The 20,170-nt window shown below is 61.9% G+C and carries 23 protein-coding genes and 1 pseudogene; 8 read left to right on the top strand and 16 right to left on the bottom strand.

Going from position 1 to position 20,170, the window contains the following annotated elements:
- Positions 1 to 119: 119 nt before the first annotated feature.
- Entirely contained in the window at positions 120 to 908 is a 789-nt protein-coding gene (locus tag LVY71_RS21540; protein ID WP_235101972.1) for an SDR family NAD(P)-dependent oxidoreductase, read from the top strand.
- 8 nt (positions 909 to 916) lie between these two features.
- On the opposite strand, the gene LVY71_RS21535 is transcribed toward LVY71_RS21540, so the two are convergent.
- The 8 genes from LVY71_RS21535 to argH form a co-directional block, all read right to left on the bottom strand.
- Positions 917 to 1,453, bottom strand: coding sequence for an SRPBCC family protein (locus LVY71_RS21535; protein ID WP_235101971.1), 537 nt, complete (start codon positions 1,451 to 1,453; stop codon positions 917 to 919).
- Between the two features lie 51 nt (positions 1,454 to 1,504).
- Positions 1,505 to 1,942 carry a VOC family protein gene (locus LVY71_RS21530; RefSeq protein WP_235101970.1) on the bottom strand — a complete coding sequence of 146 codons (438 nt, stop codon included), beginning with the start codon at positions 1,940 to 1,942 and terminating at the stop codon, positions 1,505 to 1,507.
- 62 nt (positions 1,943 to 2,004) lie between these two features.
- Complete coding sequence (locus LVY71_RS21525; protein ID WP_235101969.1) at positions 2,005 to 2,421, bottom strand: ArsR/SmtB family transcription factor; 417 nt, start codon at positions 2,419 to 2,421, stop codon at positions 2,005 to 2,007.
- Positions 2,422 to 2,542: 121 nt separating this feature from the next.
- Positions 2,543 to 5,104, bottom strand: a complete 2,562-nt coding sequence (locus LVY71_RS21520) for a TIGR02302 family protein (protein ID WP_235101968.1) — start codon at positions 5,102 to 5,104, stop codon at positions 2,543 to 2,545.
- Between the two features lie 202 nt (positions 5,105 to 5,306).
- A complete protein-coding gene (locus LVY71_RS21515) occupies positions 5,307 to 6,305 on the bottom strand; it encodes a Bug family tripartite tricarboxylate transporter substrate binding protein (protein ID WP_235101967.1) in 999 nt (332 codons plus the stop codon).
- A 357-nt stretch (positions 6,306 to 6,662) separates the two neighbouring features.
- The gene (gene lysA, locus LVY71_RS21510) at positions 6,663 to 7,922 is read right to left on the bottom strand and encodes a diaminopimelate decarboxylase (RefSeq protein ID WP_235101966.1); all 1,260 of its coding nucleotides are present in this window, start codon (positions 7,920 to 7,922) and stop codon (positions 6,663 to 6,665) included.
- Between the two features lie 7 nt (positions 7,923 to 7,929).
- Positions 7,930 to 8,217 (bottom strand): LPS translocon maturation chaperone LptM, encoded by a 288-nt coding sequence (gene lptM, locus LVY71_RS21505; RefSeq protein ID WP_235101965.1) that lies wholly within the window; start codon positions 8,215 to 8,217, stop codon positions 7,930 to 7,932.
- A 238-nt stretch (positions 8,218 to 8,455) separates the two neighbouring features.
- Positions 8,456 to 9,853, bottom strand: coding sequence for an argininosuccinate lyase (gene argH / locus LVY71_RS21500; protein ID WP_235101964.1), 1,398 nt, complete (start codon positions 9,851 to 9,853; stop codon positions 8,456 to 8,458).
- A 78-nt stretch (positions 9,854 to 9,931) separates the two neighbouring features.
- On the opposite strand from argH, the gene tlpA reads away from it, so the two are divergent.
- From tlpA to LVY71_RS21470, 6 genes and pseudogenes are all read left to right on the top strand, one after another.
- Entirely contained in the window at positions 9,932 to 10,606 is a 675-nt protein-coding gene (gene tlpA / locus LVY71_RS21495) for a thiol:disulfide interchange protein TlpA (RefSeq protein WP_235102201.1), read from the top strand.
- A gap of 61 nt (positions 10,607 to 10,667) precedes the next feature.
- Positions 10,668 to 10,859, top strand: a pseudogene (locus tag LVY71_RS21490) (ArsR/SmtB family transcription factor); the annotation flags it as partial.
- A 137-nt stretch (positions 10,860 to 10,996) separates the two neighbouring features.
- Complete coding sequence (locus LVY71_RS21485) at positions 10,997 to 11,431, top strand: SRPBCC family protein (RefSeq protein WP_235101963.1); 435 nt, start codon at positions 10,997 to 10,999, stop codon at positions 11,429 to 11,431.
- A 60-nt stretch (positions 11,432 to 11,491) separates the two neighbouring features.
- Positions 11,492 to 11,851, top strand: coding sequence for a DUF1428 domain-containing protein (locus tag LVY71_RS21480; RefSeq protein WP_235101962.1), 360 nt, complete (start codon positions 11,492 to 11,494; stop codon positions 11,849 to 11,851).
- Between the two features lie 45 nt (positions 11,852 to 11,896).
- On the top strand, positions 11,897 to 12,373 hold the full coding sequence (locus LVY71_RS21475) for a VOC family protein (protein WP_235101961.1): 477 nt from the start codon (positions 11,897 to 11,899) through the stop codon (positions 12,371 to 12,373).
- Entirely contained in the window at positions 12,357 to 12,851 is a 495-nt protein-coding gene (locus tag LVY71_RS21470) for a VOC family protein (protein ID WP_349629919.1), read from the top strand. Before LVY71_RS21475 ends, LVY71_RS21470 begins: the two co-directional genes overlap by 17 nt.
- Before the next feature lie 6 nt (positions 12,852 to 12,857).
- Here LVY71_RS21470 and LVY71_RS21465 read toward each other — a convergent pair whose 3' ends face one another.
- From LVY71_RS21465 to LVY71_RS21440, 6 genes are all read right to left on the bottom strand, one after another.
- A complete protein-coding gene (locus LVY71_RS21465) occupies positions 12,858 to 13,043 on the bottom strand; it encodes a putative motility protein (RefSeq protein WP_235101960.1) in 186 nt (61 codons plus the stop codon).
- Between the two features lie 79 nt (positions 13,044 to 13,122).
- Positions 13,123 to 14,001 (bottom strand): 3-hydroxybutyryl-CoA dehydrogenase, encoded by an 879-nt coding sequence (locus LVY71_RS21460; protein WP_235101959.1) that lies wholly within the window; start codon positions 13,999 to 14,001, stop codon positions 13,123 to 13,125.
- Between the two features lie 163 nt (positions 14,002 to 14,164).
- Entirely contained in the window at positions 14,165 to 15,100 is a 936-nt protein-coding gene (locus LVY71_RS21455; protein ID WP_235101958.1) for an electron transfer flavoprotein subunit alpha/FixB family protein, read from the bottom strand.
- On the bottom strand, positions 15,100 to 15,846 hold the full coding sequence (locus tag LVY71_RS21450) for an electron transfer flavoprotein subunit beta/FixA family protein (protein ID WP_235101957.1): 747 nt from the start codon (positions 15,844 to 15,846) through the stop codon (positions 15,100 to 15,102). The genes LVY71_RS21455 and LVY71_RS21450 overlap by 1 nt, the downstream gene beginning before the upstream one ends.
- A 131-nt stretch (positions 15,847 to 15,977) precedes the next feature.
- A complete protein-coding gene (locus LVY71_RS21445; RefSeq protein WP_235101956.1) occupies positions 15,978 to 16,550 on the bottom strand; it encodes a cob(I)yrinic acid a,c-diamide adenosyltransferase in 573 nt (190 codons plus the stop codon).
- A gap of 55 nt (positions 16,551 to 16,605) precedes the next feature.
- On the bottom strand, positions 16,606 to 16,803 hold the full coding sequence (locus LVY71_RS21440; RefSeq protein ID WP_235101955.1) for a twin transmembrane helix small protein: 198 nt from the start codon (positions 16,801 to 16,803) through the stop codon (positions 16,606 to 16,608).
- 141 nt (positions 16,804 to 16,944) lie between these two features.
- Between LVY71_RS21440 and LVY71_RS21435 the strand changes: the two genes are divergently transcribed.
- Positions 16,945 to 17,826 carry a YihY/virulence factor BrkB family protein gene (locus tag LVY71_RS21435; RefSeq protein WP_235101954.1) on the top strand — a complete coding sequence of 294 codons (882 nt, stop codon included), beginning with the start codon at positions 16,945 to 16,947 and terminating at the stop codon, positions 17,824 to 17,826.
- On the opposite strand, the gene LVY71_RS21430 is transcribed toward LVY71_RS21435, so the two are convergent.
- Together LVY71_RS21430 and gluQRS are read right to left on the bottom strand one after the other, a co-directional pair.
- Complete coding sequence (locus tag LVY71_RS21430; RefSeq protein WP_235101953.1) at positions 17,765 to 19,048, bottom strand: ATP-binding protein; 1,284 nt, start codon at positions 19,046 to 19,048, stop codon at positions 17,765 to 17,767. The genes LVY71_RS21435 and LVY71_RS21430 overlap by 62 nt on opposite strands.
- A 223-nt stretch (positions 19,049 to 19,271) precedes the next feature.
- Positions 19,272 to 20,150, bottom strand: coding sequence for a tRNA glutamyl-Q(34) synthetase GluQRS (gluQRS, locus tag LVY71_RS21425; RefSeq protein WP_235101952.1), 879 nt, complete (start codon positions 20,148 to 20,150; stop codon positions 19,272 to 19,274).
- Between the last annotated feature and the right edge of the window lie 20 nt (positions 20,151 to 20,170).

Below are 20,170 nucleotides of genomic sequence, written 5' to 3'. Positions count from 1 at the left end.
TGTGTGGGGCCCGGCAATCAGCCTGCACGGGCGGCATAAGTGACTGTTGTGACAGCGAGCGAAAAATGGTCAATGCCATATCGGATGCATTCAGGTCCAATCAAGAAACGGTACGAGACATGACCATGGAACAGCAGAAAGTCGCACTGGTCACGGGCGCGGCGCGGGGCATCGGGCTGGCGGCGGCGAAACGATTTCTGGCCGACGGCTGGCGTGTCGTGCTGCTCGACATCGAGAACGAGCTTCTTGCGCAGACGTACAAGACCCTGGCCGCGCCGGAAACCACGCTGGCGATCCAATGCGACGTGTCGGATGCCGATGTGGTCAATGCTGCGTTCAAGCAGGCTGTCCAGCACTTCGGGCGCCTTGATGCGCTGGTCAACAACGCCGGCATCGCGATCTTCAAACCGCTGCTGGAAACAACACAGGCCGACTGGGACCGCGTGCTCGCCGTGAATCTGACCGGGCCGTTTCTGTGCACGCAGGCCGCCGCGCCGCTGATGCGCGAGACCGGTGGCGGCGCGATTGTCAACATCACGTCTATTTCCGCGCTTCGCGCCTCGACGCTGCGCACCGCCTACGGCACCAGCAAGGCCGGGCTCGCCCATCTCAGCAAACAGTTTGCGGTCGAACTCGCAACTCTCGGCATTCGCGTCAACGCGGTGGCTCCCGGTCCAGTGGACACCGCGATGGCGAAAGCGGTCCACACGCCGGCGATCCGCGCTGATTATCACGATACCATCCCACTCAACCGCTACGGTCTGGAGGAAGAACTCGCCGAAGCGATCTTCTTCCTGTGCAGCGACCGCGCCAGCTACATCACCGGACAGATGCTGTGCGTCGACGGCGGCTTCGAGGCCACCGGCATCGGCCTGCCGACGCTGCGCGGAGAAGGCCGCAACGGATAACATCGCGCTCACCTGCTTTCCGCAACGGCTTTCATGCTGGTCAGTCCCTGCTGAAATTGGCCGCCGACCATACGGTCCATGTTGATGAACGTGTGAATAATCTTCGCCATGAAAGGCGCAGGACCATGCATCGCCCAGGTGACGCTGGTCGCGCCGCCCTGCGGCCGCATGGTGAACTCGGCGATATTGTGGGCCTCGAACGGACTGAAGAAATCCAGCTTGATCACGATCTTCGATGGCTGGACCGCCTCAACGATCTCCATACGTCCATGGCCGATGTTCTTGTTGCCTGTCCACTCATAGACCGATCCCTTCCCGCTCGGCGCGCCGCTGAAGGTCCGGTGCATCGCCGGGTCCACCTTCTCGTAGGGCGACCAGGCTCCCCAGTTCTTGTAATCGTTGATCAGCGGGAAGATCTTCTCCGCAGGCGCATCGATGTCGATCGACCGCTCGACACGAAACGAGTCCGGCCGCATCGCCGCGACCGTAAGAAGAATCGCGATCAGCACCGCGAGACCGGCGGCGACATAAATTAGCGTGGTCATGTTCATTCTCTGTCGAGAACCGGACTAAAACGTCGGCTGTCATCGGGACCGTTACCCGGCCTTCGGCGGCTGCGGATGCGCAACGCTCCAGCCGTGACCGAACGGATCTCGCACCTGCGCATAACGCGCGCCCCAGAATGCATCCCACGGCGCAAGAATGGATGTCGCACCGGCGTCGATCGCGCGCTTGTAGGCTTCGTCGCAATTCGGTACTTCAAGATGGATCAGGAATGTGGAAGCACCGATTTCGCTCGGCGGCTTGGTCTTGCCGTCGCCATGCTCGCAGTATTCGGGGAAGAAATCGGCCACGAACACATCCGCACCGTTGATACGGACATGGCCATGCATCAGCCGCTTGCCGTCTTCCGCCGGCATCCGCATCATTTCGGTTGCACCAAAAGCCTTCTTGTAGAACTCGATGGCATCCGCGGCCCCCTTGATGGAGAGGTGTGGAATGAGCGGGGCTAGCTTGGGATATTCGTCGGCCATGATGAACTCCTTACTCTTGGTTGATGGTTTGATCGGACTTCAAATGTCTTGCAGAAGACGCGCTATTTTTTTGAAGGCATGTGCGGTTGAGACGACGCTCTCCGCCGCGCGGGCTTCCGCTCCGACGCCTTGCGTGCCCGAGATGAAGATTCCTGCTTCTCGCTGGCCTGCAATTCCCCGAGGTAGGTCTCGAGACGATCAAGACTCGCCTCCCAGAAGCGGCGATAATTCTCAAGCCACTCGTCAACTTCCCGGAGCGCCGCCGGTTCGATTTTGCACGGCCGCCACTGCGCGGCGCGGCCACGGGTCACGAGGCCGGCATGCTCCAGCACTTTCAAATGCTTCGAGATCGCGGGCATGCTCATGGCGAACGGCTCGGCCAGTTCCGTGACCGACGTCTCGCCCAGCACCAGACGCGCGAGAATCGCACGCCGGGTTGGGTCGGCAAGCGCGGCGAACTTGGTGCTGAGCGGGTCCATCGGCGCCTTCATGTAACCATTCGGTTAAATAACCTATTGGTTAAATACAGCCGCTGCGTGAATTCGTCAAGCGAGTTCGATGCTGAAATCACGCGGGCTGCGATAGTGCCTGAGCTGAGACTCAGTAGTCCTTGAGCAAACGCTCGATGTAATCGAGTTCGATCTGCGGCCGGTTCGGATCGGCCAGGCGGCGGCGAAGCTCTTCCAGAATGCGGCGCACACGCTGCACATCGATCTCGCCCGGAATCTTCACGGTGAGATCGTCGCTCCATTCGCGGCCGTTGAGTGGCCGGCCCAGCGGATCGGTGGTGTTGCCGCTATTCTGCTGACGGCCCATGCGATTACCCGGACCGTTGTCCTGTCCCTCGCCCGGCTGCATCGACTGCGCGAGATTCTGCGCGCCCTTGCGCAGAGCATCGAGGGCACGCCCCTGCGAATCCACCGCGCCGTCAGCGTTGCCCTGCCCGAGCTGACCGCCGGCATCCCCCATTGCTGAGTCGGCATCGGCGAGCGAATCGCCGCCGTCCTGTTGACCGTCCTGTCCCTGACCTTGCTGGCCCTGGCCCGGCTGGCCCTTCTCACCGCGCTGGCCCGGCATCATGCCATTCTTCTTCATGTCGTCGAGCAGCTTGCTCAAACGCTCCCGCAGCGCTTGCTGATCCTGACGCAGGCCGTCCATCGCGTTCTGGTCGCCCTGTTCGCCGCGGCTGCGGTCGCGCCGGGAATCCTGTCCCTGCTTGAATGTCTTGTCGCGCAACTGTTGCTGCTTGCGGATCATGTCGCCGAGTTCGTTCAGCGCCTGCTCCATATCGCCATCGCCCTGCTGGCCGGGCTGTGCCATTTGCAGATTTTCCAGCATCTGCTGCATCTGGTCGAGGAGCGCCCGCGCCGCGTCCTTGTCGCCGGAACGCGACAGCCGCTCCATCCGGTCGATCATGTTCTTGAGATCCTGCTGACTCAACACCTTGGCGTTGGGGTCAAGCGGCCGCGCGAGCTGCTGCGGATTGTTGCGCTGCTGCTCCGCGAGTTGCCGGATAAATTTATCCAAAGCCGCGCGCAGATTTTCCGTCAGCTTCTTGATCTCTTCGTCGCTGGCGCCGCGCTCCAGCGCCTCCTTCAGCGCATCCTGCGCGGCCCGCAGCGCCTTCTCGACATCGGAGATGTTGCCGTCTTCGATCGCGACCGCGAGCGCCCACATGCTATCGACGGTTTCGCGCATCGCTTCGCGTGAATTGGCGCGGCCGAGTTGGGTTGCGACGCTGCGCATGCCGAGATAGTGTCCAAGCTCCGGCGTGAACGCCTCTGGCGCGATCATCAGCGCTTCCAGCGCGATCAGCACCAGCGGCTTCTGGTTCGCGTCGAGCGCGAGGTTGCGGCGCTGTTCGATCAGCGCGCGTGCCAGCGGCTTGACAAACAGCCGTTCCGGCAGCCGCATGTCGAACGGCTCGCTGCGGCCTTCATTGCCGGCCTCATCCTTCGCTGTCAGCGTCAGGGTGACATCGGCTCCTGCATAGGGATTCTCGCTCAAATCCTTCACGGTCTGGCCGACGCCGTTGCGGGTCCGTGCATTGGGCAATCCCAATGCGATCGACGGCGGGTCGTACAGCGGCTGCGCAACTGCGGCATCCGGCTGAGCGTTCTCGCGCGGCGCGAACTGCGCATGCGCTTCGGTGACGCCGTAGTCGTCCTCGATCTTGTAAGCCAGCAGCAGTGCGCCCTTCGCTTGCCGCTCCGGATCCTTGGCGAGCGAAATGCTCGGCGCGCGATCGGGCATGGCCTTGAAGGTCCATTGCGGTTGGCCTGACGGCGCGCGCACATGTGCGGTGCCGTCGCCTGCGATCGTGAAGCGGCGTTCGCTGGTGCCCTGCGGCGCATTCTCGGTAACGGGAATTTCAGTCACCGCGCCGCCGGAGGCGACGTCGAGCCTGCCGCCGCTCGAGCGGACGATCAGGGTGCTGCCCGCAGGCACAGACACAGGACCGGCGTCGGACGGCGGCGGCGCGTCCTTGCTGGTGGAGGCGGACAGAATCACCGGCGGGCGACTGGTGTAGGGCGGCGGCGTCACCCAGGCATCGACACGGACATTCGCTGCGGAAAACGCGCCATCCCAATCGAACGCCGCGACGACGCGCGGGAGGCGATCATTACCGGCCGCGACAAAGGTCGCGACCATCAGCACTACCACAAGCGCCCGCAGCGCCCACGGATCGTGAAGCGCCAGACGCGGTGACGGCAGACCGGCGCGGATGCGCTTGATCGACGCCAGCGTCCGCACGCGCTGCTCCTGCCATAGCGCCTGCGTCAGCGGGTCCTGCGACCTCAACGTGTCGGTCAGCGCAGTAGCGGGGCGATGTGGAATTCCGGCGCGGCGATCGAGGCGGCGCAACGCATCCTCGCGGCTCGGCCAGCGAAAACGGATCGCCGGGACCAGAGCCGCCAGAGCCAGCAATGCAAAGCCCGCAAATGCGACAATCCGGACGACGAAGGGGAATGCGACCCATAACCCCGCCCATGAAGCCGCCAGGAAGAGGCCAATAACCGTCAGCAGCCGCGCCAGATGAGGCCAGCCGCGCTCCCATGCGACCGCAAGCCGCGCCCGCTGCAAAGCCTGCGCAAGCTGAAGTTTTCGGGCTTCCTCGGCGGTCTGCGGATGCTCCGATGGGTCTGGGGTCGATCCGTTCAACGGGCTCTCCAGCTTCAAGTCCACTGCAGCCTATCACGGCGGCGGCAATGAGGCATGGCCTCAGTCCGCATACCCACATGCAAGCACCCTGCCGCAATGGCAGGGAACCTCTCACAAAGGCGTGACGGAGAACGAGACTGGATCGCGGCGGGAGGATGAAGAAGCGGAACGGGCGGCGGAATGCCGGCCGTTCCGCAGGATGTCAGTTGATCTTGGCGCCGGAGGCGTCCACGACCCTACCCCAGCGGTCGTAATCGGCACGGATGGTCTGCGCGAATGCTTCGGGCGTCGATGTTGTAACGCTCAGCCCCTGAGCTTCAAGACGCTCACGCACATCCGGCAACTGGCCGATACGGATGACTTCCGCATTCAGACGCTGAACGATGTGCGCCGGTGTGGCGGCAGGGACCACAAGGCCAAACCATGAATCGACGACATAGTTTGGCAGGCCTGCTTCGGCTGCCGTCGGCACGTTGGGAAGCAGCGGCGAGCGTTCGCGACTCGTTATGGCAAGTCCCTTGACTTTGCCATCCCGGATCTGCGGGGCCAGCACCGTCAACGTGTCGAACGCGAGATTCACCTGATTACCAAGCAGCGCATTCATGGCAGGAGCACTGCCCTTGAACGGAACATGCAGAAGATCGGTGTCGGTCAGGCTCTTGAACAGTTCGCCGCTCAGGTGGCACAGCGTTCCCGGACCGCACGACGAATAAGTGAACTTGCCAGGCTCCTTCTTTGCCGCTGCGACGAGCTCCCTGAGGGTGGACACCGGCGCCTCGGGGCTCGCCGCGACCACATAAGGCACCGATGCCAGCGGTGACACCGGCGCGAAGCTCTTGAACGGATCGAACTTAATGGCCGAATTCACATGCGGCAGGATGGTGAGTTGACCCGCAGGAGCCAGCGACAGCGTGTAGCCATCCGGCTCGGCCGCAGCCACTGTTTCGGCGGCGATGGCCGTGCCGCCACCGGCCTTGTTTTCAATGACAACAGGCTGCTTCAGCGCTTCGCTGAGCTTCTCGCCGTAGATGCGCGCGATGGTGTCGGCGGCTCCGCCCGCAGGAAACGGCACGATCAGCTTGATCGTGCGGGTCGGCCAATTGGCCGGTGTATCAGCCAGTGCGGCGGTGCCGGCACCCACAAACAGGCTGGCTGCGGCAACAACCGCGGCAAGGAGGCGAGTAGTTCTGAAAGAACGCATATTGATCCCCTGACATACGATCAGGGATCGTCGTGCATGTCCCGATGTCTCACGCCGCGAAAGGAAGGAAACGGGCGAAGCACAGTTCGAGACAACACTTCCGCTGCATTGTTGCGACGAAAGCTGCGCTGATGACCTGACCGGTTGCACTGCCGCTTCAAGGAAGCGGGGCGCATCGATTGAGGCCTCAAGATCGTCTCTGAATGGCCGTTCGGCAATGAAATGCTATTGCGAAATGATATGACCCGCTGGTGGATCCATCTCACACCGGATCGGCAAGGAGAAGATAATTTTCTGTCGCGACAACGCCGCTCCGCACGGCGTCATCCGGACACGCGGACAAGCGAAAGGTCTGTTTCACAGCCAGGGGGCGGTGCGGTCCATCGCGATCAGCGCATCCGCGTCGATGCGGGGCCGAACTACCGAGTGCTGGCCGTCCTTCACCAGCACCTCGGGCACCAGCGCGCGGGTGTTGTAGCTGCCGGCCTGCACAGCGCCATAGGCCCCTGCCGTCATGATCGCAATCAGATCGCCTGGCTTCGGCTCGGCCATCCTGCGGTCGAGCGCGAGATAATCGCCGGTCTCACAGACCGGGCCAACCACGTCGGCAACGAAGTCGCGCGCGGTATTCTCCCGCACCGGCAGGATGTCGTGATGCGCTTCGTACAGCGTCGGACGGATGAGGTCGTTCATCGCCGCATCGATAATGACGAAATTCTTGGCGTCGCCATGCTTCACATAGATCACGCGGCTGACAAGAATGCCCGCGTTGCCGACGATCATGCGGCCGGGCTCGAACATCAAGGTTGCATCGAGCCCCTTGGCCACGCGCTTGACCATTTCCGCGTAGGCGGCAGGTTCCGGCGGATTGGGCAGATCGTGCTCGTAGGGAATGCCGAGGCCTCCGCCAAAATCCACATGCGCGATGGTGTGGCCGTCGGCGCGCAGCGCGCCGACGAACTCCACAAGCAGTTTGAACGCATCTTCCATCGGGCCGAGATCGGTGATCTGGCTGCCGATATGCATATCGACGCCGGTCACCTTGATGCCTGGCAGCTTCGCCGCGCGAGCATAGACTTCGCGCGCGCGACTCAGTGGTATGCCGAACTTGTTTTCGGACTTTCCGGTCGAAATTTTCGCATGGGTCTTGGCATCAACATCCGGATTGATTCGCACCGAAATCCGCGCGGCGCGACCGGTCTCGCTCGCAAGCTGCGACAGCAGATCAAGCTCCGGCTCGGACTCGACATTGATGCAGAGAATGTTTTCGGCAAGCGCCTGGCGCAGCTCCGCTTCAGTTTTTCCGACACCGGAGAACACGATCTTTTCCGGTGGAATGCCTGCTGCCCGCGCACGCTTCAACTCGCCGCCCGACACCACATCGGCGCCGGCGCCGAGCTTCGCCAGCGTGCGCAACACGGACTGGTTGGAATTCGCCTTCATCGCGTAACACACCAGCGTGGGCACGCCGGCAAAAGCCTCCGCGAAGACGCGGTAGTGCCGCTCGAGGGTCGCAGTCGAATAGCAATAGAACGGCGTCCCCACCTCGTCAGCGAGACTGGCCAAGCTCACGTCTTCGGCGTGGAGCGCGCCGTTGCGATACTGGAAATGATTCATGACAGGATCAGTCCAGGATCGCGTCGAGCGGGATGCGCTTTTTTTCACCTCTTGGTGCGACAGCGATGGAGCTGGTGCCCGGCGGGCGGTAAACTTCGCTCTGTAGATTCGAAGCAGAGTTGCGATCGGCCGCGGCAGCCGCATCTGCCGCCGCCGCCCGTTCCTGCTGGTCGGCGGATGCGCCCGGCGGAAGGTCGAGACCGGCTTTGCGGCCGCATCCTGCCAGCGCGCAGGTCAATGCAATCAGCGCGACGACTGTCAGCTTCGAAAAGGATCGGTTCGAACGAGAAGTCACGTGCTAGCGTCCCGTATCCGACGTTTGCATCATTCTGCGGCGTCCTCCGTGCAAACGTCGGATACGAAGGACGTTAGTAAATTATGATTCGAGTGATCCTTTGATTCGGACATTCGTAGAGTACCCGCGCCGATGGGATACGAATGTCAGAACCGGATCACTCGGTCCTGAATGGCGCGCCACCATACAAAGAAGGGGCGGTTCTGGCGAGGGCCGGATTAAGCGAAAATATCCGGGGTCAGCCCGAATTTTGCTCTTTTTCCAGCCGCTTGAGCCATTCCTTGGCCTGCGCGCGGACATTGGCCGGGGCGGTGCCGCCGTAACTCGTCCGGCTCTCCACCGAAGCCTGCACGGACAGGACATCAAGCGCCGCGGCGGTAATCTTCGGCTCGATCGCCTGCATCTCCGACAACGGCACCTTGTGCAAGGCAAGCCCCTGCTCCGACGCCTTGGCGACGATGCGGCCGGTGACATGATGCGCATCGCGGAACGGCATCTTCAGCGTGCGCACCAGCCAGTCGGCCAGATCGGTCGCAGTGGCGTACCCTTCACCGGCGGCCACCTTCATGCGCGCCTCTTCCGGCACCAGATCGAGGGTCATGCCGGTCATGGCCCGGATCGCGAGCGACAGCGCCGCGAACGCTTCCATCGCGCCTTCCTTGTCTTCCTGCATGTCCTTTTGATAGGCCAGCGGAAGCCCTTTCATCACGATCAGCAAGGCGGTCAGCGAGCCGATGATGCGGCCCGTCTTGGCGCGCACCAGTTCGGCGGCGTCCGGATTTCTCTTTTGCGGCATGATCGACGAGCCGGTGGTGAACTTGTCCGACAGCCGCACCAGCCCCACCAAAGGCGAGGTCCAGATCACGATCTCCTCGGCAAAGCGCGACAGATGCACCGCCGCGATCGCCGCCGCCGACAGCGTCTCCAGCACGAAGTCGCGGTCGGACACTGCATCGAGCGAATTCGCCATCGGCCGGTCGAAGCCGAGCGCGCTTGCGGTGGCGTGGCGATCGATCGGAAACGACGTCCCCGCCAGCGCGGCGGCGCCGAGCGGACTTTCGTTGAGCCGCTTGCGCGCATCCGCAAACCGGCCGCGGTCGCGCGATGCCATTTCGGTATACGCCAGCAGATGATGACCGAAGGTCACCGGCTGCGCCGTCTGCAAATGGGTAAAGCCGGGCATCACAGTGTCGGCGTGTTCGATAGCGCGATCGACCAACGCGCGCTGAAACCCGGCCAGCGCCTTGTCGATGTCGTCGATGACATCACGTACATAGAGCCGGAAATCGGTGGCCACCTGATCGTTGCGCGAACGTGCGGTGTGCAGACGGCCCGCCGCGGGGCCGATCAGCTCGCCAAGCCTGCTTTCGACATTCATGTGGATGTCTTCGAGCGCCCGCTTGAACGTGAAAGACCCCTTGCCAATCTCTGACAAAATCGTGTCTAGACCGCCCGCAATGTTTTTTGCATCGTTCGCCGTAATGATGCCTTGAGCGGCAAGCATGGCTGCATGGGCCTTGGACGCGGCAATGTCCTGGGCGTAAAGGTGCTGATCGACGTCGATGGAGACGTTGATCTCCTCCATGATCGCATCGGGGCTTTCACCGAAGCGGCCGCCCCACATCTTGTTACTCATCTTTGTCCCGCCAAACGTCTTCGCAAATTTTCACTCGCCATCATCGCAGCCGATCTGTCCCAGAGTATGACAAGCAAGATGCCTGACGCCGCCCAGCCACAAACCGGCCAGCCCCGAAAACCCTTCCGCCGCATTCCGATGGTGATCGCCGCCATCCTTATAGGCGCGGCGATCGGATATGTCGGGGTATACGGGATCGGTGGGTTAACAGGCAATCCGCCCGGCGACCCGGCGTGCCGTCCGGCAGTCGATCTGGCCAAAAAAATCGCCCCCTTGGCGCGCGGCGAGGTCGCGGCATTAACCATGGCGACCGGCCCCCTGCGCGTGCCGGACCTTGCCTTCGACGATGCCGGTGGCAAGCCGCGCAAACTGTCCGACTGGCGAGGCAAGACGGTGCTCGTCAATTTGTGGGCGACATGGTGTGTCCCGTGCCGAAAGGAAATGCCCGCGTTGGATGAGTTGCAGGCTAAACTCGGCGGGCCGAATTTCGAGGTCATCGCGATCAACATCGATACCCGCGACCTCGACAAGCCGAAGACCTTCCTGAAAGAGGCGACCCTCATCCGCCTCGGCTATTTCGCCGACCCCAAGGCCAAGGTGTTTCAGGAGTTGAAAGCGGTCGGCCGCGCGCTCGGCATGCCAACCTCGGTTCTGGTCGATGGCGCGGGCTGCGAGATCGCCACCATCGCCGGTCCCGCCGAATGGGCGAGCGATGACGCCGTGAAGCTCATCAAGGCCGCCTCGGGGCAATAAGCCGCGGTTCCATCAGACGCTCTCACTTGACGCAGAGCTGCGCACGTCTATACTTAACCAAATGGTTTACTATTCGACCGACAGCTTGAACCGCGTTTTCGCAGCCGTCGCAGATCCGACGCGGCGCGCGCTGCTGGCCGAATTGGAAGGGCGCGAAAGCGTCACGATCAGCGAACTGGCGAAGCCTTTCGCCATGTCGCTGCCCGCCGTCATGAAGCATCTCGATGTGCTCTCGGACGCCGGACTGATCACCAGGACAAAGGCAGGACGCACGGTGACGTGCCGCCTGAACGCGGCCCCGATGGAGCAGGCCATGGAATGGCTCAGCCGCTACCAGCGTTTCTGGACCGCGCAACTCGAGCGTCTCGCCGCCTTTGTGGAGAAAGACTCATGCTCACCCAGCCAAGCCTCACCCTCGCCCGACGACTCAACGCCCCCACAGAAAGAGTCTTCGAGGCGTGGACGGACCCCAAAAAAATCATCCAGTGGTTCGGACCCGGACACACCATAGCCGACAGCGTCAAGGCCGACATGGATGTGCGTGTCGGCGGACAGTATCGCATCAGCTTCAAGACCGACGACGGCGCGTATCACGAGGTCGGCGGCAAATATCTCGAAGTGGCGCCGCCGCAGCGGCTTGTCTTCAGTTGGGCGTGGCACTCGACGCCGGAACGTATCTCTCAGGTAACCGTCGTGCTGCGTGCCGAAGGCGATGTCACCCTGCTGACCCTCACCCACGACAAGTTCTTCAACGAGGAAGCCCGCGACGGTCACATCCGCGGCTGGACCGGAACTCTCGACAAGCTCGAAAAGTTCTTTGCCTAAGCCGGAGCCGCAGCCGTTGCCACCTGCAATGCACCGCGTTCGACAACGAAAGGAAACGAGATGCAGTACGTCGATGGATTTGTTTTACCGGTCCCGAAGAAGAAGCTGAAAGCCTACAAGGCCATGGCCAAAACAGCGTGCAAGGTCTGGCTCGACCACGGCGCGCTGGACTATCGCGAATGCGTCGCCGAGGACGTGAAGCCCGGCAAGCTGACATCGTTTCCACAGAGCGTGAAACTGAAGACCGGCGAGACCGTGGTGTTCTCATGGATCACCTACAAGTCGCGCAAGCATCGCGACGCCGTGATGGCCAAGGTGATGAAAGATCCGCGGATCGCAAAAATGATGGACCCGAAGAAGCTGCCGTTCGACGGCAAACGCATGTTCTTCGGCGGATTCGACACCATCGTTTCCGCCTGATGCTGCTTTCAATCAACATCACATCTCGAAAGTAAGGAGTCCGCCATGCAGACCATCGTCCCGTGCCTGTTCTTCGATGGCAAGGCTGAGGAAGCCGTCAATTTCTACAAATCCGTCTTCAAGAGCGCAAAGGTCGGACACATCTCCCGCTACGGCGACAACATGCCGATGCCGAAGGGGTCGGTGATGACGGCGGAACTGGAGATCGAGGGACAGAAATTTCTGGCGCTGAACGGTCCGCCGATGTTTACCTTCTCGCCCGCTATCTCATTCATGGTGAATTGTGAAACGCAGCAAGACATCGATCATTATTGGGACAAGCTCTCTGACGGCGGCGAGACTCAACAGTGCGGCTGGCTGAAGGACAAATTCGGCCTATCGTGGCAGGTGGTTCCGAATGAGATGCCCCACCTGATGGGACGTGCGACGCCGGCACAATCGCAGAAGATGATGGAAGCGGTCATGACGATGACCAAGCTCGACATCGCGACCCTGAAACAGGCCTATGAACGCGCTGCCTGAGATCACCTGTACTAGGCATGGCGCGGGCAATTTTTATGCCCGCGTCTTGGGTATCGCATGGCGCCATGCCGAGCAGATCACGCAAGCAATGGAGATCACCATGACGTCTCATGGCCATTTTCACTGGAATGAACTGGTGACGCCTGATCCGGAGCGCGCCAAGCAATTCTACCAAAACGCGATCGGATGGACATTTGCCGCCACGCCCATGAGTGATGGAGCGATCTACTGGACTGCCCATGCCGACAATAGGCCTGTTGCCGGAATCTTCCCGACCAACCGTCCGGCCTTTGAAGGCATAATCGAAAGCTGGATGCCATATCTGGCAGTGGACGATGTGGATGCGCGCGTGGAAAAAGCCGTCGCCAGCGGCGCGCAACTGATGCGGCCGCTATTCGATGTGCCAGGCGTTGGCCGCATTGCGATCCTCACCGAACCCGGCGGCGCCGGCATCGGCTGGATCACACCGGTTGGGTGACTAGCGTCACACTGAAATATCGAGATTGCCGCCGACGCCAGGTGCGTTGTTCGCCGCGGGTGACGGCTGGAGCAATTGCAGCACCGATTGTTCCGAATTGATATTCTGCTTCAGGACACTGGTCGCGATTTGCTGCTGGGTATTGGCCGCCTGCATGGCCATCATGCTGCTGACAATGCTCATCAAGTCCATGACAATCATACCCGTTTCAATCGACGTGGCAGGACGCTAGACGAAAACGGTTAACGAATCTTGGAGAGCGCGCGCCGGCCTAGCGCGTCGGCACTGGCTTGTCGCCACGGTAATCATAGAAACCGCGCTGCGACTTGCGGCCGAGCCAGCCGGCCTCGACATATTTCACCAGCAACGGACAAGGACGGTACTTCGAATCCGCCAGGCCTTCGTGCAGCACCTGCATGATGGACAGACAGGTGTCGAGGCCGATGAAGTCCGCCAGTTCAAGCGGTCCCATCGGATGATGTGCGCCGAGTTTCATCGCCGCGTCGATGGCCTCGACGTTGCCGACACCTTCGTACAATGTGTAGATCGCCTCATTAATCATCGGCAACAGAATGCGGTTAACGATGAAGGCCGGGAAATCCTCGGAGACAGCGATCTGCTTGCCGAGCTTGGTGACAAAATCACGCGCAGTGTCAAACGTCGCGTCGTCAGTGGCGATGCCGCGGATCAGTTCGACCAATTCCATGACCGGAACCGGATTCATGAAATGGATGCCGATGAAGCGCTCCGGCCGGTCGGTCGAGGCTGCAAGCCGGGTGATCGAGATCGACGAGGTATTGGACGCGATGATCGCCTCGGGCCGCAACACAGCGCAAACGTCGTGGAAAATCTTGCGCTTGATCTCTTCCTTCTCGACTGCGGTCTCGATCACGAGATCGCAGGCTGCCAGACCTTCGATGCTGTCCGATGGCGTGATCTTGTCGAGCGCGCGCTTGTGCGCGTCCTCGGTGATGGTCTTGCGTGCGACCTGACGCGACAGATTGCCATTGATGGTGGCCATCGCCGACTTGAGACGCTCGGCGGATACGTCATTAAGGATCACATCGAAGCCGGCCAGCGCGGCAACATGGGCGATGCCGTTGCCCATCTGACCCGACCCAATCACACCAACCGTCTTGATCGCTGCCATTTGCTTCCGGTCTCTGAGGCTTTTCGGTCTTGCAGGATGAAGCAATCGCGTTGCCGCATCCTTATCAATTACGCCAAACCCCGGCGGGCGTTTCAAAATTCCCGCCGGGTCCAGCGTGCAGCATAACACGATCCCGGCGCACGGCGCGCCGGGATGCCATCTGTTAAAGGGCGGCGGTCAGTTCCGGAACCGCCTGATAGAGGTCGGCTACCAGGCCGAAATCTGCGACCTGGAAGATCGGCGCATCTTCGTCCTTGTTGATCGCGACGATCACCTTGGAGTCCTTCATGCCGGCGAGATGCTGGATCGCGCCGGAGATACCGATGGCGATGTACAACTCGGGCGCTACCACCTTGCCGGTCTGGCCGACCTGCCAGTCGTTCGGCGCGTAACCCGCATCCACCGCGGCGCGCGAGGCGCCGACACCGGCACCGAGCTTGTCGGCCAGCGGCTCGATGTACTTGGTGAAGTTCTCCCGGCTCTGCATGGCGCGTCCACCGGACACGATGATCTTGGCCGAGGTCAGTTCCGGACGATCGCTCTTGGCGACTTCCTCGCCGACAAAGCTCGACAGCGCGGGATCGGCCGCGGCCGCAGCGTTTTCCACGGACGCGCTGCCGCCATCGCCCGCCGCGCCGAATGTGGAGGTGCGCACGGTGATGACCTTCTTGGCATCCTTCGACTTCACGGTCTGGATCGCGTTGCCCGCATAGATCGGCCGCTCGAACGTATCGGGCGAAACGACCTTGATGATCTCGGAGATCTGCATCACATCGAGCAGGGCTGCGACGCGCGGCATCACGTTCTTGAAGCGCGAGGTCGCAGGCGCGACGAAAGCATCATACGAACCGCCCAGCGAGACGATCAGTGCGGCCAACGGCTCGGCCAGATCGTGCTCATAGATCGCGTTTTCCGCAAGCAGCACCTTGGTGACGCCCTTGAGCTTGGCAGCCGCTTCCGCAGCGCCCTTGGTGCCCCCGCCTCCACCGGCGACGAGAACATGGACCTCGGCGCCGAGCGCGGCAGCCGCGGTCAGCGCCTTGTTGGTGGAATCCTTCAGGTTGGCGTGGTCGTGTTCAGCAATCAGCAACGTAGCCATCAGAGCGCCCCCGCTTCCTTAAGTTTCGACACCAGTTCGGCGACGTCCTTGACCTTGACGCCGGCCTTGCGGCCCGGCGGTTCGGATGTCTTGAGAACTTCGAGACGCGGCGTCAGATCGACGCCGAACGTGTCGGCGGTCTTCTCATCGATCGGCTTCTTCTTCGCCTTCATGATGTTGGGAAGGCTGGCGTAGCGCGGCTCGTTGAGACGCAGGTCGGTGGTAACGATCGCCGGTCCCTTGACCTTGACGGTCTGGAGACCGCCGTCGACTTCACGTGTGACCTTAAAGTCCGATCCTTCTACTTCGAGCTTGGAGGCGAAGGTCGCCTGCGACCAGCCGAGCAACGCCGCCAGCATCTGGCCAGTCTGGTTGCTGTCGTCGTCGATCGCCTGCTTGCCGAGGATAACCAGACCCGGCTTTTCCTCTTCAACGACGGCTTTCAGAATCTTGGCGACCGCGAGCGGCTCAACAGTACCCTCGGCCTTCACGAGGATGCCGCGGTCGGCACCCATGGCGAGGCCGGTGCGGATGGTCTCCGACGCCTGCGCAGGCCCGATCGACACCACCACGATCTCGGTCGCCTTGCCGGCCTCTTTCAGGCGCAGGGCTTCCTCGACGGCGATCTCGTCGAACGGATTCATCGACATCTTGACGTTGGCGAGCTCGACGCCCGTCCCGTCGCTCTTGACGCGAATTTTGACATTGTAGTCAACGACGCGCTTAACCGGCACCAGAACCTTCATCGGTTCCCTTTCGTCCTGAACTGGTTGATGACTTCCACTTAAAACAGCGGTTGGCGGCGGAACCTAATGGTCCCGCCAACCCGGGTCAACGCGCGAAAACTGGAAATCAAGGAAGGTATACCTAATATCTTTCACCGGTTCTGGCCGGGGACCCAGAGCACATCGCGGGCGCCATTGTCGTTAACCGCGCGGCTGGCGACGAACAGAAAATCCGACAGCCGGTTCAGATACTGGATGGCCGCATCGCTCACCGGCTCGTTCGGCTGGGATGCCAGTTCCACCACCATGCGTTCCGCCCGGCGGCAGATGGTGCGCGCCAGATGCAGGTGGGCGGCGGCCGGCGTTCCGCCAGGCAAAATGAACGAGTTCAGCGGCGCGAGATCAGCGTTGAGCGCGTCGATGTCCTGCTCGAGGCGCTCGACCTGCGTCGCCAGTACGCGCAGCCGCTCCGCCTTGCCCTCACGCTGCGGCACCGCCAGGTCGGCGCCGAGATCGAACAGGTCGTTCTGCACCCGCCCGAGCATGGCATCGATGGGCTGCGCCTCCCCCAGATGCAGACGGGCGACGCCGATGGCGGCGTTGGTCTCGTCCACGGTTCCATAGGCGCTGACGCGAAGATCGTATTTCGGGCGGCGCTCGCCGCTGCCCAGCGCCGTGGTGCCGTCGTCACCGGTGCGGGTATAAATCCGATTGAGAATGACCATCGCATCGATCCGTTTTGGCAGTGGGGTAACGGCTGAACCAGTCCGCCTTCGTCAATCAGCTCTTGCCGAGCAGCCAGACGGCAAGCATCGCGATGACGACGGCGATGAACTGAAACAACACACGCAGCCGCATCAGCTTCTGCGAGGTATTTGGAGAGCCGCCGCGCATCATGTTGAACAGACCGAGCAGAAGCACGATCGTGACCGCGGCGAGGGCAATGGGAAGGACGACAGTTGAGAGAAAGGATGACATGACGGGTACATAACACCGGCGGCGGCGTTGCGCCATTCCCTCCCAAAAAATCGACTGGAGAGAACCTTTTGCCTGCTCAACCGTACATGACTTTAAGCCTCCGGCGCGTTAAATCATGGCTGTGATGGATCAGGGTGGAATGTGAGGCAACTCCTCAAGGCCTTCAACGTCGCGCTCGATGCGTTTTACACGTTCCTGGCCGATGACGGCTGGGCGATCGCCAGTCACATTGCACTGTCAGCGCTGATGGCGCTGTTTCCCTTCCTGATCGTGATCACGTCGCTCGCCGGATTCTTCGGCTCCGAGGATCTTGCCGACCAGGCCGCCCAGCTCATGCTGGATACTTGGCCCTCGCAAGTCGCCAGCGCACTGTCCGGCGAAATTCACGATGTGCTGACCCAGTCACACGGCGGGACGCTGACCATAGGCCTCGTGCTTGCAATATATTTTGCCTCGAACGGCGTCGAGAGCCTTCGCGTCGGACTCAACCGGGCCTACAGCGTGGTCGAGCCGCGGCGCTGGTACTGGCTCCGCCTCGAGTCGATCGGCTACACCATGGTTGCGGCGGTGATGTCGCTGGCGATGGCGTTTCTCATCGTGCTCGGTCCGCTCATTCTGGCCTTCGCGCGACGCTATGTTCCGCTGCGCGTCGAGCCCAACGAAAATCTTTTCAATTTTTTGCGTTACGGTCTCACCATCGCCGCGATGATCGTCGCGCTGATTATCCTGCACAAGTGGCTGCCGGCGGGCACACGCAGAATGCGCGACATCATGCCGGGCATCGTCGTCACCATGATTGCATCGCTGATTTCCGGCATGGTGTTCGGCCAGTATCTCGCGCGCTTCGCGAGCAACTATGTCACGACCTATGCCGGCCTCGCGTCGGTGATGATCGCGCTGGTGTTCCTGTATTTCATCGCCGCGATTTTCGTTTACGGCGGCGAACTCAATGCCAGCATCGTCAAGGCGCGCGAGAACGCGCGGTCGCCTCAAGAAGCGCCGTCGCCAGCGCGCGCGGGCTGACCGGCTTGGTCAGGAAAGCATCGGCACCGGCAGCCTTTGAGGCTTGCTCGTCTTCGGCGCGGCCCGATACACCGATGATGGCGATGCGCCCCGGCATCCCTTCGAGTGCGCGGATGCGCCGGATCGCTTCAACGCCGTCGATACCCGGCAGCACCATATCCATCAGCACCGCATCGAAATCACCCTGCGCAATCCGCTCCGGCGCCGCCTCACCGCGCCCGATGAAATCCGCCTGATGGCCGAGCTCGGTCAGAATGGCATTGAGCACGACGCGGCCGAACGGATTGTCCTCGATACTCAGGATGCGAAGCCCCTGCGGAAATTCCAGCGCGTCCGACGCTGGCGCTTCGCTCTTCAGTTCCCTGGCGCGCTTGAGCGCAACGGTGAGCGTAAACGTCATTCCGCCACCGCGCTGCTGGGACGCGGTGACATCGCCACCCATCGCGCGCGCCAGTTGCTTGACCGAGGACAAACCGAGACCCGCGCCGCCGAAACGGGATGCGATGCTGACATTCGCTTGTGAGAACGGCTTGAACAGCCGCTTGATCTCCGCCAGCGACAACCCGATGCCGCTGTCGGACACCGCGAACACGACGCTGAACTTCCTGCCGGCGCCAGCCCGGGCGGACACGCTTAGCGCGACCTTGCCCTGCGGCGTGAACTTGACGGCGTTGTCGATCAGGTTTTCCAGCGCGGCCCGCAGACGAACCGGATCGCCGATCACGAAGCCCGGCAGTTTCGCAGCGATCTCGACCTGCGACTGCAAGCCCTTGGCGGCAGCACGGCCCGCCAGTGAATCTCCGATCGCCAGCGCCAGCGCCCGGAGATCGAAAAAATCCTGTCTCACAGCGAGCCCGGCGTTGCCGCTGCGCGCGGCATCAACGAACAGCGTGGCGAGCGCCGCCAGATGCTCCGCGCCGACCTTGATTGTATCCACCCAGCGCCGTTCCCGCTCGCCGAGTTCGGATGTCGCGAGCAGCGAACTGATCGCAAGAATGCCGGTCAGCGGGGTGCGGACCTCGTGGGCGAAAGCGGCCAGCGCCGCCTCGACGATGCGGGCTTCGAACGGCGCACGTTGCAGCCGGGATTTTTTTTCGGCTGGTTTAGGGGCCTTCTTGCTCGGTAGACGTTTTTTCGGCGCGCGTTTCTTCGGTGCAGCCGACTTCGCCGCACGCTGAGCGCGCGCCTTCAGGCTGCGTTTTGCGGGCAATTTCGCCGCCATGATTCCCCAACCCATCCAGTGTGGCGGTTCGCAAACCCGCATTGTTTCTGCAGCACGTTCTTTTGCGGACTTGAGAACCAACACCACACTGAAGTTATAAATTTCCAGTGTCCTGAATCCGAAGTTCGCCTCCTTTGCAGCACGTTCCGGAGCGAACTTCGGATTCAGGACACTGGCGGCCAACATGGCATGTCGGAGGCTGCCGAGTCACGCCGCCACAGGTTTAGAGCAGGTTAATACCGACAAGACGCCGCACGTCCGCCGGTGTCGCCCCGCCCGCCCGCAACTCCCGAAGCGCGGTGGATTGCGTCGATTTCGACAGTTTCCGCCCCGTCTCATCCAGCACCAAGGCATGATGACGATAGAGGGGCTGGGGAAGACCGAGCAAGGACTGAAGCAGGCGGTGCACGCCGGTCGCCCAGAACAGGTCATGTCCGCGCACCACATGGGTCACGCCCTGCAAGGCGTCATCAATCGCCACCGACAAATGATAGCTCGTCGGCGTATCCTTCCGCGCCAGGATCACGTCGCCCCACTGCTCGGGGCGCGCCGGCACCGTGCCCGTTTCTCCTTGTGGACCTGCGCCCAATTCCGTCCACGACAGGGGGCCAGCGCGCGCGATGGCCGCATCCATATCCAGTCGCAAGGCATAGGGCGTGGCTGCCTGTAGATTCCGGTCACGCTCATCGTCCGGCAACGTTCTGCCAGTCCCTGGATAGAGCGGCGCGCCATCGGGATCGCGCGGCCACGCGCCCGCCCGCTCCTTCTCCCCCACCAGCCGAGCGATCTCCCCACGGCTTTCGAATGCCGGATAGAGCAGACCGTCGCGCGTCAGGCGCTCGACCGCTTCACTGTAGAGCGGCAGATGCTCGGACTGCCGCCGTACCGGCTGTTCCCAAACGATATCGAGCCATGCGAGGTCGTCATAAATCGCCTGTTCGTATTCCGGCCGGCAGCGGGTCGCATCGATGTCCTCGATGCGCAGCAGCAATCGTCCGCCACTCTGCCGCGCCAGATCGAAATTCAGCAACGCCGAGCGCGCGTGACCGAGATGGAGAAATCCATTCGGGCTCGGAGCAAACCGGAAAACGGGTGGCGGCATGATTCAAACTTATCTGATGC

Origin of the sequence: Bradyrhizobium sp. G127 (assembly GCF_021502575.1) — a bacterium.
GTDB lineage: Bacteria > Pseudomonadota > Alphaproteobacteria > Rhizobiales > Xanthobacteraceae > Afipia.
The sequence above is the reverse complement of the archived record's forward strand: the minus strand, read 5'-3'. Positions and strand labels throughout refer to the sequence as shown.